This window comes from Streptomyces cyaneofuscatus (genome assembly GCF_000718135.1).
Lineage (GTDB): Bacteria > Actinomycetota > Actinomycetes > Streptomycetales > Streptomycetaceae > Streptomyces > Streptomyces cyaneofuscatus.
The window spans coordinates 569,700-584,647 of the sequence record NZ_JOEM01000001.1 but is presented as its reverse complement, the minus strand read 5'-3'; the positions used below and the strand labels follow the sequence as shown (position 1 = coordinate 584,647).

The window sequence follows — 14,948 nt, the reverse complement described above, 5'->3', positions numbered from 1 at the left end:
CGTCGGCGAGCCGCGCGGGACGTATTGGGCGGGCCGGGTTGGTGCGACCCGGCCCGTCGGCGCGCGTTGCCACGTATCGTAAGACGACGGAGACCGTACGCAGCCGGAACAGTGGGTCAATTGCCCGCCGAATGACCATAATTGACTGAACTGACTGATTCGTACGGAACAGATGGCCGGGGGAACAGCGCGCTCTGGGGAGGCGTCGTGGACGACTACGCGGGTCGGGTGCTTGCCGACCGCTACCGCCTTCCGCTGCCCCCGTCCGACGGGTACGAACTGGTCGAGACCCGGGCGTTCGACACATACAGCGGTCAGGAAGTCCTGGTCCGCCAGGTGCCGTTGCCGGAGATCGTGGACGCCGAGGTGCTCGACGCCGACGGCCGGGCGCCGGTCGGCGGGCGCACCACCGGGCGGGCGGTGCGCCGCAGTACGGACCCCGCGGTCCGGCGGGCGATCGAGGCCGCGCAGGCCGCCGCCCAGGTGCCCGACCACCCCCGGCTCGACCAGGTCTTCGACGTGTTCGCCGAGGCCGGTTCGCTCTGGATAGTCAGCGAGCTCGTCGCGGCCCGCCCGCTCGCCGCCCTCCTCGCCGAACGCCCGCTGAACCCCTACCGGGCCGCCGAGATCGGCTCCGACGTCCTCACCGCCCTGCGGGTGCTCCACGCGCACGGCTGGACCCATCGCAACATCACCGCCCGCACGGTGCTGGTCTGTGACGACGGCCGTGTGATGCTCACCGGCCTCGCGGCGGGCGCCGCCGAGGAGGCGCTCTGCGGGTACGCCCCCGAGCCGCTGCCCGACGACGAGCCGGCGTACGAGGCGTCCGGGGCCCATCAAGCTGCCGGGTCCTACGAGGCGCCCGGATCCTACGAGGCGCCCGGGATCGGCGGGGCCGACGACACGCTCGGGATACCGGTCGTCGAGGCGGTCGACGCCGACGAGCCCGGTGAGCTGCCGGGCACGCGGCCTGGTGCGCGGCCCGGCACGCCGGAGGGCCGTGGCGCCTACTCGCTGCCGCCGGCCGAGGCGTACGACAGCCAGGAGCTCCCGCTCGTACCGCCGTATGTGCGGGCCCAGCCGCCGCAGGACGACGCCTACCGCCCGGACCGGGGCGACGGGCAGGCCCCCAAGGCGCCCGAGGCCCCCGGGACTCCGGAGGCGTACGGCACCCCCGGTGGCCAGGAGCTCGTGCCGCGTCCCGCCACGCCCGCCGTGCCCTACACCCCCGCCCCCCGGCCCCCCGCCGAGCCCGGGGCCGCGAGCGCCGCCCAGCTGCGGGCCGCCCGCGCCGGGGCGATCGCCGCCTACCGGGCCGGTGCGCGCGCCGCCGCCCGGGTCACCGAGGACCGTCAGCAGGCGGCCGGGAGCGCCCCGGCGAACCTCTCCAAGGAGGCGCCCGGCACGGACGAGGACGCCACCGGCATCCTCCCCCCGCCGCGCCCCGAGCCCGACGCCTTCGAACCGGACACCTTCGAGCCGGGCCCCGACGCCCACGGCCCCGACGCCACCGAGCCCGGCCCCGCCTCCGCCGGACTCCCCGGCCCCCGCCTCACCGGCCCCTGGGGCAGCCCGCCCGAGGACCCCTACGACGACGATGACGACGAGGACGATGAGGAGGGCCCCCGCCCGCCCCGCCGCGTCCACCTCGCCGGCACCTGGGACGACGGCCCCGGCGCCGGGCGCTCCGTCCCCGCGGGCGGCTCCGGCGCGGACGCGCTGCGCGCCGACTCCCGCCGCCCCGGCCAGGCGGCCATCGCCCCCGCCACCCGCCTCCCCGCCGAGCGGACCCCCTCCACCACCTGGGAGGAGGCCGTCGCGGGCAGCCGTAGGACCGCCGTCTACCGGGGCCCCGCCACCCCGCTCGCCGCCGAGCGCGCCCGGCAGGCCCGCATCGCGGTCGTCGGACCCGTCACCGAGCGGTGGGCGCCGGAGCAGGCCGGTCCCGTCCACGACAACTGGCAGCTCGCCCCGCCCATCGGCCCCTCCACCGACCTGTGGGCGCTCGGCGCCCTGCTCTACCGCGCGGTCCAGGGCCACGCCCCCTACCCCGAGGAGAGCGCGGCCGAGCTGGTGCAGATGGTCTGCGCCGAGCCGCCCGCCTTCGCCGAGGAGTGCGGCGCGCTGCGGCCCGTCGTCGAGTCGCTGCTGCGCCAGGACCCCACCGAGCGGCCGGACTTCGAGGAGCTGCGCGGCTGGCTGCGCTCGCTCGTGCGGTCCGCCCCCGAGCCCGAGGCGGGCGCCGACGTCGTCCCGCTGCCCGCGCCCGACGCCACCCGGCTCCCCGTCGTACGCCGCCGGGGCGAGCTGGTCCGCAGGCGCCGGGGCCGGTTCGGCGGAGGTTCCGCGCACGGCCGCCACCGGCAGGGCAGGCGGCAGCGGCAGCAGTTGGAGAAGCAGCGTCCCGCCGAACGCCACGACCTGCGGCAGCCACCGCCGCGCCACGAGTCCCTGCTGCCCCCCGAGCCCGCCGGCCACCACCCCGTCGACGCCTGGGAGCCCCGCCCGTCCCGCGCCCCGCGCGAGCCCAAGGGCCCCCGGGTGCTGCGCGAGCCCGCCCGACCGCGCGACGGGCGCTCCCCGCGCCACCTCGGCCGGCTGCTGCTGATCCTGATCCTGCTGCTGATGGCCGCGGCCATCACGTACGCCTTCATGTTCATGCCGAAGCAGGAGCAGGGGACCCAGCAGGGCGCGCCCGGGCGGTCCACGGGCTCCGCCGCACCACCGCCCCCCGCCGCCTCCGGCTCGCCCGCGCCCTCCGAGGGGGCGAGCACCGACCCCGGCTCCCAGCAGCCGCAGACCAGCCGTTCCGCCGTCGCGCTCCCCTCCGGTTACGTGCTCCGCAAGGACGCGGAGGGCTTCGAGGTCGGCGTACCGAAGGACTGGCAGCGCAGCCCCGCCAACACGGACCGTCAGATCCGGTACAGCAGCGACGGGTTCACGCTCCTCGTCGTGCCCGGCCGGGACACCGTGAAGGCGGCGGGCGGCGACCCGCTGGACTACCAGCGCGTCAAGCAGCTCGAACTCCAGCCGTTCCGGGAGTCCAGCTGGGCCACCTCCTCCGGGCTGCGCCGGGTCGACGTGGGCCGTCAGGCCATGGCCGAGGGGCAGTTCACCTGGCAGGAGAGCGGCGGCCGCGAGGTCTACGTCCGCAATCTCGCCATGATCGTCGACGGCCGCTATCACATCGTCCAGGTCATCGGCCCGGAGGACGAGCGCGACAAGGTCACCGAGATCTACCAGCAGGCCATCGCCTCCTACCGGGTGAACGCCTGACCACCTGACCGACCGATCGCCTGACCGCACGTCACCGGGGGCCGGACGGCACGGCCGTTGTCCGGTGCCGACAACCATCACAGTGCGGTCTCGTGGGCGATCCCCCGTTCCGCCCCGCCGCCCGTGCTCCGTAATCTGGCAAGCTGAGGAACGGGGGCGGGTACACACGTGGATCGATCACAGGGCACGGCTGCGGGACTGGTGCTGGCGGGGCGTTACCGGCTGGGCGAGGTGCTGGGCCGCGGCGGCATGGGCAAGGTCTGGCGCGCCCATGACGAGGTGCTGCACCGCACGGTTGCCGTCAAGGAGCTGACCGCCGGGCTGTACGTCGCCGAGGCCGACCGGCTCGTGCTGCACGCCCGCACCCAGAAGGAGGCGCGCGCCGCTGCCCGCATCACCCACCCCGGCGTCGTCACCGTCCACGATGTGATCGAGTACGACAAGCGCCCCTGGATCGTCATGCAGTACGTCGACGGGCCCTCGCTCGCCGACGAGGCCAAGGAGAAGGGCGACATCGCGCCGCGCGAGGCGGCCAGGATCGGCCTCCACGTCCTGAGCGCGCTGCGCGCCGCCCACAGTGCCGGGGTGCTGCACCGCGACGTCAAGCCCGGCAACGTCCTGCTGGCCCGGAGCGGACAGGTGCTCCTCACCGACTTCGGGATCGCCGCGATCGAGGGCGACTCCACGATCACGCGGACCGGTGAACTGGTCGGTTCCATCGACTATCTGGCGCCCGAACGGGTACGCGGCGGCGACCCCGGCCCCGCCTCCGACCTCTGGTCCCTGGGCGCGACCCTGTACACCGCGGTGGAGGGCCGCTCGCCGTTCCGCCGTACGTCCCCGATCTCCACCATGCAGGCCGTCGTCACCGAGGAACCGCCGCCGCCCGTCAACGCCGGTCCCCTCGGCCCCGTCATCACCGCGCTGCTCCGCAAGGACCCGGCCGACCGGCCCACGGCCGCCGAGACCGAGCAGATGCTGCTGGATGCCATGGAGGGCCGGGAGCCGCGTTCGGCGCAGGCGCATGTGCCGACCCAACGGGTGCCGGAGGAGGACCGGTTCGCGTACGCCGGCCCGGACGGCTCCACGGCCCGGCTGCCCGGACCGGTCCCCTCCACGCCGACCCCGACCGCCCCCGTCGCGGGCCACCCCTCCGCTCCCGTCACCCGGCGCGCCGGCTCCCGGCGGTGGCGCACGGTGCTCGTCGTGGTCGTCGCGGCGGCGGTTCTCGGCGGCGCGGGCGGGCTGGCCGCGATGAAGTACGGGCAGGGCGCGTCGGCCGACGGCCGTACGACCACGGCCCCCACCGCGCCCCGGACCACCCCGCCGCCCACCGCCACCGACCCGGGCCCCGCGCCGGAGATACCCGACGGCTGGCGCCGGGTCGACGACCCGGCGGGCTTCAGCCTCGTCGTACCGAAGGACTGGACGCGCGAGGTGAACGAGGGGCAGATCGACTACACCCCGGACGGCGGGGCCCACCGCATCCGGATCAGCGTCGACCCGGACCCGGACTTCGACCATCCGTATCTGCACATGCAGAACATGGAGGAGCAGCTGGCGGACCGGCTGCCCGGCTACCAGCGGATCAGGCTGGAGAAGAACATCTTCCGCGACCGGCCCAGCTCCCTCTGGGAGTTCACCTGGCACGAGACCCAGGACCACGCGGGACCCCGGCACGGGATCGACCAGATGTACTACGGCGGGTCCGGCGGCCCGGAGTACGCCCTGTATCTGACCGCCCCGCAGGAGAGCTGGGAGACCAGCCGCGAGAAGTTCGACATCATGCTGCGCAGCTGGCGGGCGCCGGGCGCGCAGAGCTGAGCGACGCGGCGCGACGGAACTCCCGTACGCGCGGGGCTGAGAATTCATGATCCCGGAGCGCGGCGGGCGGACCGCGGGTGCCCGGTCCGCCGGAACGCCCCTGATCAGCGGTTATGACGCCAGCGATCACTGGCTTGGTCGTGCCGGCGGTCCCGAGCGGGTGGCGGGTCCTGTGAAAAACTGTTACCGACGGGTACCCAAAGGGTGCGGCTGGACATACTCTCGGCCTCATGACGGACTCGCAGGCCCCTGACGCCCCTCTCGGTACGAACCCCGTCGCGGTCGCCCCCGCCGGCGTGCGCACGGCCGCCGATGTGGTCACCCCCGAGGTGATCGCCCAGCTGACCCGCGGCGTCGTCGGATCGGGCCGCACGGCCAACCACACGCCGTTCACCGGGGAGAAGCTGGCCGACCTGCCCGAGTCCACCCCCGAGGACGTCGCCACCGCCTTCGACCGGGCCCGCGCCGCCCAGCCCGCCTGGGCCGCCACCCCCGTACGGCAGCGGGCCGCGATCCTGCTGCGCTTCCACGACCTGGTCCTCAGCCGCCAGTCCGAGGTCCTCGACCTCATCCAGCTGGAGACCGGCAAGGCCCGCCTGCACGCCCACGAGGAGGTGCAGGCCGTCGCCGTCGCCGCCCGCCACTACGGGCGCAAGGCCGTCGCCTACCTCAAGCCGCGCCGCCACACCGGGGTCGTCCCGACCCTCACCAAGGTCACCGAACTGCGCCAGCCGCGCGGGGTCATCGGCCAGATCGCCCCGTGGAACTACCCCTTCGAGCTGTCCGTGGGCGACGCGCTGCCCGCGTTCGTCTCCGGCAACGCCGTCGTGATGAAGCCCGACACGGAGACCGCGCTCACCGCCCTGTGGGCCCGTGACCTGCTCATCGAGGCCGGACTGCCCGCCGAGGTCTTCCAGATCGTGCTGGGCGAGGGACCCGTCGTCGGCCCCGAGGTCGTCAGCCGCGCCGACTACGTCTCCTTCACCGGCTCCACCCGCACCGGCCGCGAGGTCGCGATCGGCGCCGCCTCCCGGCTGGTCGGCGTATCGCTGGAGCTCGGCGGCAAGAACGCCATGCTCGTCCTGAAGGACGCCGACGTGGAGAAGGCCGCCGCGGGCGCCGTCCGCGCCTGCTTCTCCTCCGCCGGACAGCTCTGCATCTCCATCGAGCGGCTGTACGTCCACGAGTCCATCGCCGACGACTTCGTGGAGCGGTTCGCCACCCGGACCAAGGCCATGCGGCTCGGCACCTCCCTCGCGTACGGCGCCGACATGGGCTCCCTCGTCGGGGAACGCCAGCTGGAGACGGTCACCCGGCATGTCGCCGAGGCCGTCGAGAAGGGCGCCACGCTCGTCGCGGGCGGGGTCGCGCGCCCCGACATCGGCCCGCTCTTCTACGAGCCGACCATCCTGGACGGCGTCGAGGCGCCGATGGCCGTCTGCACCGAGGAGACCTTCGGCCCGGTCGTCGCCGTCTACCGGTTCAGCGACGAGGACGAGGTCATCGCGGAGGCCAACGCCACCCCGTACGGCCTCAACTCCAGCGTCTGGACCACCGACTCCAAGCGCGGCCACGAGGTCGCCGCCCGGCTGCGGACCGGCACCGTCAACATCAACGAGGGGTACGCCCCCGCCTACGGCAGTGTCCAGTCCCCGATGGGCGGCATGAAGGATTCCGGCCTCGGCCGGCGGCACGGCTCCGAGGGCATCCTCAAGTACACCGAGGCCCAGACCGTCGCCCAGCAGCGGCTGATCCCGCTCGCGCCCGCCTTCGGCATGGACGACGAGAAGTACGCCGCGTTCATGACCCGCAGCCTCAAGGCGATGAAGGCGTTCCGGCTGCGCTGAGCGCCCGCTGAGACGTCGTAACCCTGCCCTTTTCGTACCGAGGAGCGCCATGTCCCAGGACAGCCCTGCCCAGAAACAGCCCGTGAGCCATGTCCCGGCCGAGGACGACGCCGCGTACGACTACGACGTCCTGATCGTCGGCTCGGGCTTCGGGGGCGCGGTCTCGGCGCTCCGGCTGACGGAGAAGGGCTACCGCGTCGGCGTCCTGGAGGCGGGCCGCCGCTTCACCCCCGGCACGCTCCCCAAGACCTCCTGGGACCTCAAGAACTACCTCTGGGCCCCGGCGCTCGGCCTCTTCGGCATCCAGCGCGTCCACCTGCTCGGCAACGTCATGGTGCTCGCGGGCGCCGGGGTCGGCGGCGGCTCGCTCAACTACGCCAACACGCTGTACGTGCCGCCCGCCCCGTTCTTCCAGGACCGCCAGTGGGCATCGATCACCGACTGGCAGGACGAGCTCAAGCCGTACTACGACCAGGCCCGCCGGATGCTCGGGGTCCGCCTCAACCCGACCATGACCCCCTCCGACATCCACCTCAAGGCCGCCGCCGAGGCGATGGGCGTCGGCGACACCTTCCACCTGGCCCCGGTCGGCGTCTTCTTCGGCGACGGCAAGGACGCCGACGGCACGGCCAAGGCCAAGCCCGGCGACACCGTCCCCGACCCGTACTTCGGCGGCGCCGGACCCGCCCGCAAGGCCTGCACCGAGTGCGGCGAGTGCATGACGGGGTGCCGCCACGGCGCGAAGAACACCCTCAACGAGAACTACCTCCACCTCGCCGAGAAGGCGGGAGCGGTCATCCACCCGATGACCTCCGTCGTCGCCGTCACCGACGACCCCGAGGGCGGCTACCGGGTCCTCACCGTCCCCACCGACCGCCGCCGCAAGGCGAAGCCCACCAGGCTGCGGGCCCGCAAGGTGGTCGTCGCGGCGGGCACGTACGGCACCCAGACCCTGCTCCACACCATGAAGGACAAGGGCCTGCTGCCCCGGCTCTCCGCCAAGCTCGGCGAGCTGACCCGGACCAACTCCGAGGCGCTGGTGGGCTCCCAGACCAGCGACCGCCGTTACCGCAAGAAGCACGGCATCGCGAAGGCCGACTTCTCCCAGGGCGTCGCGATCACCTCCTCGATCCACCCGGACGGCAACACCCACATCGAGCCGGTGCGGTACGGCAAGGGCTCCAACGCCATGGGCGCGATGTCGATCCTCCAGGTCCCCTACGGCGGCCGCCGGGTGCGGGGCTGGCTCGCCAACATGGTCAAGCACCCCACCCTCGCCGTCCGTTCGCTCTCCAACCACCACTGGTCCGAGCGCACGATCATCGGGCTCGTCATGCAGTCGCTGGACAACTCCCTGACGACGTACCGGAAACCGGGCGGCATCGGCAAAGGCCTGCTCACCGCCCGCCAGGGCCACGGCGCGCCCAACCCGACCCAGATCCCGGAGGCCACCCGCAGCGCCACGCTCCTCGCCGAGGAGATCAACGGCTTCGCCGGGTCCAACGTCGGCGAGCTGATGGGCACCCCGCTCACCGCCCACTTCCTCGGCGGCTGCCCGATCGGCGCGAGCGCGGAGGAGGGCGTCATCGACCCGTACCACCGCCTGTACGGCCACCCCGGCATCAGCGTCGTCGACGGCTCGGCGGTCTCCGCCAACCTGGGCGTCAACCCCTCGCTGACCATCACCGCCCAGGCGGAGCGCGCGATGTCCTTCTGGCCCAACAAGGGCGAGGCGGACCCGCGCCCGGAGCAGGACGCGGCCTACGAGCGGCTCACCCCGGTCGAACCGCTCGCGCCCGCCGTGCCGAAGGAGGCGTTCGGCGCGCTGAAGCTGCCGTTCCTGGGGATTCCGGTGGTGCCGCCGAAGGGGACGGCTGAGGCCGGGGCGGGCATCGAGGGCGTGGGGAACACACCCGTACCCAATCCGTGATCTTTCTCCGGGCAACTCTTCGGGGAGCTGCGCGGTCGAACCCGTACTGCCTCACAGCAGTCACACAGCGCCCCCCACGTACCAGAGGTCCCCGATGACACGCTTCTCCCCGAGAGCCGCGCTGTGCCGCGCCGCGGGCTCTCTCGCCGCCGCAGGTCTGCTGGCCGCGGCCTCGCTCGCGGGCGCGGCCGCCCCGGCGCAGGCCGCGGGCCTCCCGGTGCTCGCCATCGGCGGCCCCGCCGAGACCGCGCTGCACCCGTACCCGGAGAGCGGCGAGCCGCTCCACGCCACGCTCGGGATCACCCTCGACAACCCGGGCGCGGACGAGGGGGACGACGACTACGAGACGGAGTTCACCGTCACCTTCGACCTCAGCGGCATCGCGGATGTCGCCCATGTGGCGGTGGAGGACACCTCGGACTGCGAGGTCACCGGTACGAAGGCGGTCTGCACGGACCAGGGCATCTGGCCCGGCCTCCGCGGCATCGACGACCTCCTGCTCACCGCCGCCGAGGGCAGCGAGGAAGGCGACAGCGGCACGATCAGGGTGACCGGACAGTCGAAGGGCGCGACCTTCACCCCGTTCACCACCCGGGTCACCGTCGGCGGCGCCGACCTGGTCATGGAAGAGCTCCCCTTCAAGGAGCGGACGAACCCGGGCGACCGGCAGAAGGCCCCGATCACCTTCGCCAACCGGGGCACCCGCGCCGCCGACGGCGTCCTCCTCGGCCTGGTGTACTCCCGCGGCCTCGACATCCCCGAGCGCTACTCCAACTGCGAGTACACCGAGGGCGGCCCGGGCTCCCGGGGCCCCGGCTGGACCACCGCCCTCTGCTCGGTCGAGGGCTCCTTCGAGGCGGGCGCGACGTACACCCTGGCGACCCCGCTGACCATCGAGGTCACCGACCGCGCCTACTACGACATGTTCGTCTACAGCATCCGCGAGAACAGCGCCGCCCAGCGCACCGCACAGCGCGCGGGCGCCCCCTTCGAGCGCGGCACCGGCGCCGTCCTGAAGGCGGTCCCGGTGAAGGACCCCGCGAAGGGCGCGACCGCCCGGGGCGGGGACCTCAACCCCTGGGACAACTTCCACGAGGCGGACTTCCGTACGGAGAACACGGCCGACTTCGTCGCGTACGGCGACAAGGTGGCCGGGGCCGAGGGCACCACCGTGACGGCGGACATCGGCTTCCGCAACGAGGGCCCGGCCTGGGTCGGCTACGTCCGCTCCGGTGAGCCCGTCGCCACCCTGGACTTCACCGTCCCGCCGGGCACGACCGTCACGGCGAAGCCGGACCGCTGCCGCGCGGTGACCGCGGGCGGCGGATACCGCGAGGACCAGAAGAGCCCCGCACCGCGCTACGTCTGCGACACGTCCATGAGCGTGCTGGACGGCGGCGGCCTGGACCTGCCGTTCGAGTTGCGGATCGACAGGAGCTCGGTCGGCGCGGAGGGCGCGGTCACCGTCCGCGGCCCCTGGCTCCAGAACCCGAAGCTGCCGTTCGACCCGGAGCCGGCCAACAACACCGCGTACCTGATCGTGAACGGTGAGGGCGAGGGCGCCGACTCCGGCGGCACGACGGGCGGCACCGACGGCGGCTCCGGCGAACCGTCCACCCCGCCGACCTCGGCCCCGGCCCCGGACTCGTCGGAGAGCCCGTCCGGCACCACCGGACCCTCGGAGTCCGCCTCGTCCGCCACGTCGGACGGAGGCTCGGCGGGCACGACGGGCGGCGGGGGCGGCCTCGCCGCGACGGGATCGGCCGTCCTGATCGCCTCGGGCACGGCGGCCGCAGCGCTGGCGGCGGGCCTGCTGCTGTTCATGGCCGCCCGGCGACGGGCTGCGGCGCGGCACGCCTGACGGAGGGCGGAGGGGGACCTGACCTGGGCGGCCGGAGGGAGATCCGGCCGGGGGCGGAGGAGGGGAACAGGGCCTCCGCCCGGTACGTTCCGATGCGGCCGATCCGGGCGTCCCCGGGATCGGCCGCACATGGGGTGACCGGGCTGCTGTCCCCTGCGGACCGGTCACTGGCGCCGGGATGTGGTCCCACGACGTACCTGCGGTACGTCACACGTCCCGGCGGAGCCACGCGTGGTTTTCTACCGATGCCGCCCCTGGTTGGCACGGACACCGGGACCAACGAAGGCACGCCGGTCCCGGTCACGCGCCGTACGGGTGAGACGGGCACCGAACGCAGATACGGTCCTGCGGCCGCCGTCCCGTGGGTCACACCCGGCCGCGGCACAGCTCCAGCAGGGTCATCGCCAGAGCGGTACCCGGCTTGCCCAGCGCGTCCCTGTAGTGGCCGAGCACGGCCGTCTCGCGGGAGAGGTTGACCCGCCGGCCGCCGGAGGTGATCCGGGCCTCCTGGATGACCGCCGAGACGGCCATCCGTTCCTGGACGAGGCCGATGATCCGGTCGTCGAGGGTGTCGATGCGCTCCCGGGCGCCGCCGATCAGGGCGGCGGCCTCGTCGGTGCGGGCCCCGGTCTGCTCGGCGGGGGTGGTGGCGGTGCTTCCGGCGGGGCTGGTGGTGGTGCTGCTCATGGTGGTGACTCCTGGTGGGGTGGCGGCCACCCCGGGGCAACGGGCCCGGATACGCAGAACGCCCCGGGCCTGATGGCCCGGGGCGCCTGGAACGTTGCTTGTCAGTAGCTCAAGCAGCACGACCATGGCAGCCGGCGGGCCGGATGCCATAGGTAAAGACGAAGGTCGTGTGCTGACGCATGGGGCACAGTATGGCCCCGGCCCGGCGGGCCCGGCAAAACGGGGCCCGGATCGTGAGACGTGGGCCCGCGTGACCGACCCGGCGGAGGGTTCACGTACGGCCGGTAGAATCGGAAGAACCGACCCCCTTCACCACCGCCGGAAGGCCGCCCCGTGCCAGCAGCACCCCCCGCCGCCCCCGACACCACGGCCGACGTGGTCCTCGTTGTCGACTTCGGCGCGCAGTACGCCCAGCTCATCGCCCGCCGCGTCCGTGAGGCCCGGGTCTACAGCGAGATCGTCCCGTCCACCATGCCGGTGGCGGAGATGCTGGCGAAGAACCCCCGCGCGATCATCCTCTCCGGCGGCCCGTCGTCGGTCTACGCGGAGGGCGCCCCCTCCCTGGACCGCTCGCTGTTCGAGGCCGGGGTCCCCGTCTTCGGCATGTGCTACGGCTTCCAGCTGATGGCGACGACGCTCGGCGGCACGGTCGACGACAACGGGGCGCGTGAGTACGGCCGCACCCCGCTGCACGTCACCAAGGCGGGCTCGACGCTCTTCGAGGGCACGCCCACCGAGCAGCCGGTGTGGATGTCGCACGGCGACGCCTGCTCGGCCGCGCCCGAGGGCTTCACCGTCACCGCCTCCACCGACGTGGTCCCGGTCGCCGCCTTCGAGAACGACGAGAAGAAGCTCTACGGGGTGCAGTACCACCCGGAGGTCATGCACTCCACCCACGGCCAGCAGGTCCTGGAGCACTTCCTCTACCGCGGCGCGGGCATCGAGCCGAACTGGACCACCACCAACGTGGTCGAGGAGCAGATCGCCGCGATCCGCGAGCAGGTCGGCGACAAGCGCGCCATCTGCGGCCTCTCCGGCGGCGTGGACTCCGCGGTCGCGGCCGCGCTCGTCCAGAAGGCCATCGGCTCCCAGCTCACCTGCGTGTACGTCGACCACGGCCTGATGCGCAAGGGCGAGACCGAGCAGGTCGAGAAGGACTTCGTCGCCGCGACCGGCGCGAAGCTGAAGGTGGTCGACGCGGAGAAGCGCTTCCTCGACGCCCTGGCCGGGGTCTCCGACCCGGAGCAGAAGCGGAAGATCATCGGCCGCGAGTTCATCCGCGTCTTCGAGCAGGCCCAGCTGGAGATCCTCCAGGAGGAGGGCCCCGAAGTCGCCTTCCTGGTCCAGGGCACGCTCTACCCGGACGTGGTGGAGTCCGGAGGCGGCACCGGCACCGCCAACATCAAGTCCCACCACAACGTGGGCGGCCTCCCCGACGACATCGAGTTCCAGCTCGTCGAGCCGCTGCGCCAGCTGTTCAAGGACGAGGTCCGGATGGTCGGCCACGAGCTCGGCCTCCCCGAGGAGATCGTCCAGCGCCAGCCGTTCCCCGGCCCCGGCCTCGGCATCCGCATCGTCGGCGAGGTCACCAAGGACCGCCTGGACCTGCTCCGAGAGGCCGACGCCATCGCCCGCGAGGAGCTGACGGCGGCCGGCCTGGACCGCGACATCTGGCAGTGCCCGGTGGTCCTCCTCGCCGACGTCCGCTCGGTCGGCGTCCAGGGTGACGGCCGCACCTACGGCCACCCGATCGTGCTGCGCCCGGTCTCCTCCGAGGACGCCATGACGGCGGACTGGTCGCGCCTGCCGTACGAGACGCTGGCGAAGATCTCCACCCGCATCACCAACGAGGTCGCCGACGTCAACCGCGTCGTCCTCGACGTGACGAGCAAGCCGCCGGGGACGATCGAGTGGGAGTGACCTTCCCGCTCCTGGCCAGCCTGTAGGACATCTCCTGGTCAACGCCGATGCCGTCGCTCATTCGTCTGGGCGGCGGCATTGTCGTTCCCGGCGGCGCCAGCCCGCAGAGGCCGATCATGTCCCCATGGCGACCTCGTACGAGTCGGCCGAGCCCGGCAGCTACCCGGTTCCCCCACCTGACGGGTGGGTCGCCGAGGACCTCGACCGGCTGCGCGGACTTCCTCGGCACACCGAGCTAATCGACGGCGTGCTGGTCTTCCGTAGCCCGCAGCGGAGGTTCCACGCGCGCACCCTGTGGCTGCTGGAGAACTCACTCCTGAAGCAGGCACCGGACGATCTCGACGTGTTCCGTGAGTTCAGCGTCATCCTGGACCGCCGCAACCGGCCCGAGCCGGATGTCGTGGTCGTCCCGCTCGCAGCAGATCCCGGGCTCGACGGGACTTTCCTGAGGGCCGAGGACGTCGTCCTCGCCGTAGAGGTCGTCTCCCCCGACTCCGAGACCAGGGACCGCGAGACCAGGCCCCGTAAGTACGCCGCCGCCAGCATCGTGCACTTCTGGCGCGTAGAGCAGGGCCCCGACGGCCTCCCCGTCGTGTATGTCTACGAGCTGGACCCCGCACTGAAGGCGTACACGCCCACCGGTATCCACCACAACGCCCTGAAACTCGACGTCCCGTTCCCGCTCACGATCGACCTCACCGCGATCAACCAGCGCCGCCCGTAGTCCGTCCCACCCCTTCCCCCTCACCCCCACCCGCCGGTAACTTCCGATCCCGTACGCCCCCGGGAAAGTGAGGAGCCGCCATGTCCGAGCCGCCCGCCGTGCCCGCCCCCGCGCCCATCCCCGTCGAGCAGCTGCACTTCGCGATGCCGCCCGTGCACGCGTCGCCGGACGAGGAGCGGACGTACCGCAGGCAGCGGCTCGCCGGAGCGCTGCGGCTGTTCGGGGAGCACGGGTACGAGGACGGGGTCTCCGGGCACATCACCGTGCGCGATCCGGAGCTGGCCGACTGCTACTGGGTCAACCCGTTCGGGGCGCCCTTCGCCGGTATCGCCCCGCAGGACCTCATCCTCGTCAACGGGGACGGGCAGGTGGTCCAGGGGCGCTTCCACGTCAACCAGGCCGCCTTCGCCGTGCACGCGGCCGTGCACCGGGCCCGGCCGGGGGCCGTCGCCGTCGCGCACACCCACTCCGTGCACGGGCGGGCGCTGGCCGCGCTGGGGGAGCTGATCGAGCCGATCACCCAGGAGGCCTGTGCTTTCTATGAAGACCATGCGTTGTACGACGCGTACACCGGGGTCGTCGTGGACGAGGAGGAGGGGCGGCGGATCGCCGAGGCCCTCGGGCCCCGCAAGGCCGTCATCCTGCGCAACCACGGGCTGCTGACCGTGGGGGACTCGGTCGACGCGGCCGCCTGGTGGTTCCTGACCATGGAGCGCGCTTGCCAGGTGCAGCTGCTCGCACGCGCCGCCGGGAAGCCCGTGCTGATCGACCACCGGGACGCCGTCACCACCCGTGAGCAGCTCGGCAGCGACCTGGTGGCGTGGATCAACTACCAGCCCCTGTGGCAGCGGATCGCTCGAACGTTCTGACGGTATGCGT

General features: G+C 73.1%; 9 protein-coding genes. 8 read left to right on the top strand and 1 reads right to left on the bottom strand.

Going from position 1 to position 14,948, the window contains the following annotated elements; genetic code table 11:
• The first annotated feature begins 207 nt into the window (after positions 1 to 207).
• From IF17_RS0102745 to IF17_RS0102725, 5 genes are all read left to right on the top strand, one after another.
• Complete coding sequence (locus tag IF17_RS0102745; RefSeq protein WP_030561769.1) at positions 208 to 3,276, top strand: protein kinase; 3,069 nt, start codon at positions 208 to 210, stop codon at positions 3,274 to 3,276.
• 168 nt (positions 3,277 to 3,444) lie between these two features.
• Positions 3,445 to 5,100 carry a serine/threonine-protein kinase gene (locus IF17_RS0102740; protein ID WP_030561767.1) on the top strand — a complete coding sequence of 552 codons (1,656 nt, stop codon included), beginning with the start codon at positions 3,445 to 3,447 and terminating at the stop codon, positions 5,098 to 5,100.
• A gap of 230 nt (positions 5,101 to 5,330) precedes the next feature.
• On the top strand, positions 5,331 to 6,947 hold the full coding sequence (locus IF17_RS0102735; RefSeq protein WP_030561765.1) for a succinic semialdehyde dehydrogenase: 1,617 nt from the start codon (positions 5,331 to 5,333) through the stop codon (positions 6,945 to 6,947).
• A gap of 49 nt (positions 6,948 to 6,996) precedes the next feature.
• A complete protein-coding gene (locus IF17_RS0102730) occupies positions 6,997 to 8,877 on the top strand; it encodes a GMC family oxidoreductase N-terminal domain-containing protein (protein WP_030561763.1) in 1,881 nt (626 codons plus the stop codon).
• Positions 8,878 to 8,971: 94 nt separating this feature from the next.
• On the top strand, positions 8,972 to 10,738 hold the full coding sequence (locus IF17_RS0102725; protein WP_030561761.1) for a hypothetical protein: 1,767 nt from the start codon (positions 8,972 to 8,974) through the stop codon (positions 10,736 to 10,738).
• 366 nt (positions 10,739 to 11,104) lie between these two features.
• On the opposite strand, the gene IF17_RS0102720 is transcribed toward IF17_RS0102725, so the two are convergent.
• Entirely contained in the window at positions 11,105 to 11,425 is a 321-nt protein-coding gene (locus IF17_RS0102720) for a chorismate mutase (RefSeq protein ID WP_030561759.1), read from the bottom strand.
• A 333-nt stretch (positions 11,426 to 11,758) separates the two neighbouring features.
• Between IF17_RS0102720 and guaA the strand changes: the two genes are divergently transcribed.
• The 3 genes from guaA to IF17_RS0102705 all read left to right on the top strand — a co-directional run bounded on the left by guaA (position 11,759) and on the right by IF17_RS0102705 (position 14,938).
• The gene (guaA, locus tag IF17_RS0102715) at positions 11,759 to 13,345 is read left to right on the top strand and encodes a glutamine-hydrolyzing GMP synthase (protein ID WP_030561757.1); all 1,587 of its coding nucleotides are present in this window, start codon (positions 11,759 to 11,761) and stop codon (positions 13,343 to 13,345) included.
• A 124-nt stretch (positions 13,346 to 13,469) separates the two neighbouring features.
• Positions 13,470 to 14,069 (top strand): Uma2 family endonuclease, encoded by a 600-nt coding sequence (locus tag IF17_RS0102710; RefSeq protein WP_030561755.1) that lies wholly within the window; start codon positions 13,470 to 13,472, stop codon positions 14,067 to 14,069.
• 80 nt (positions 14,070 to 14,149) lie between these two features.
• Positions 14,150 to 14,938, top strand: a complete 789-nt coding sequence (locus IF17_RS0102705; protein WP_030561753.1) for a class II aldolase/adducin family protein — start codon at positions 14,150 to 14,152, stop codon at positions 14,936 to 14,938.
• Positions 14,939 to 14,948 lie beyond the last annotated feature (10 nt).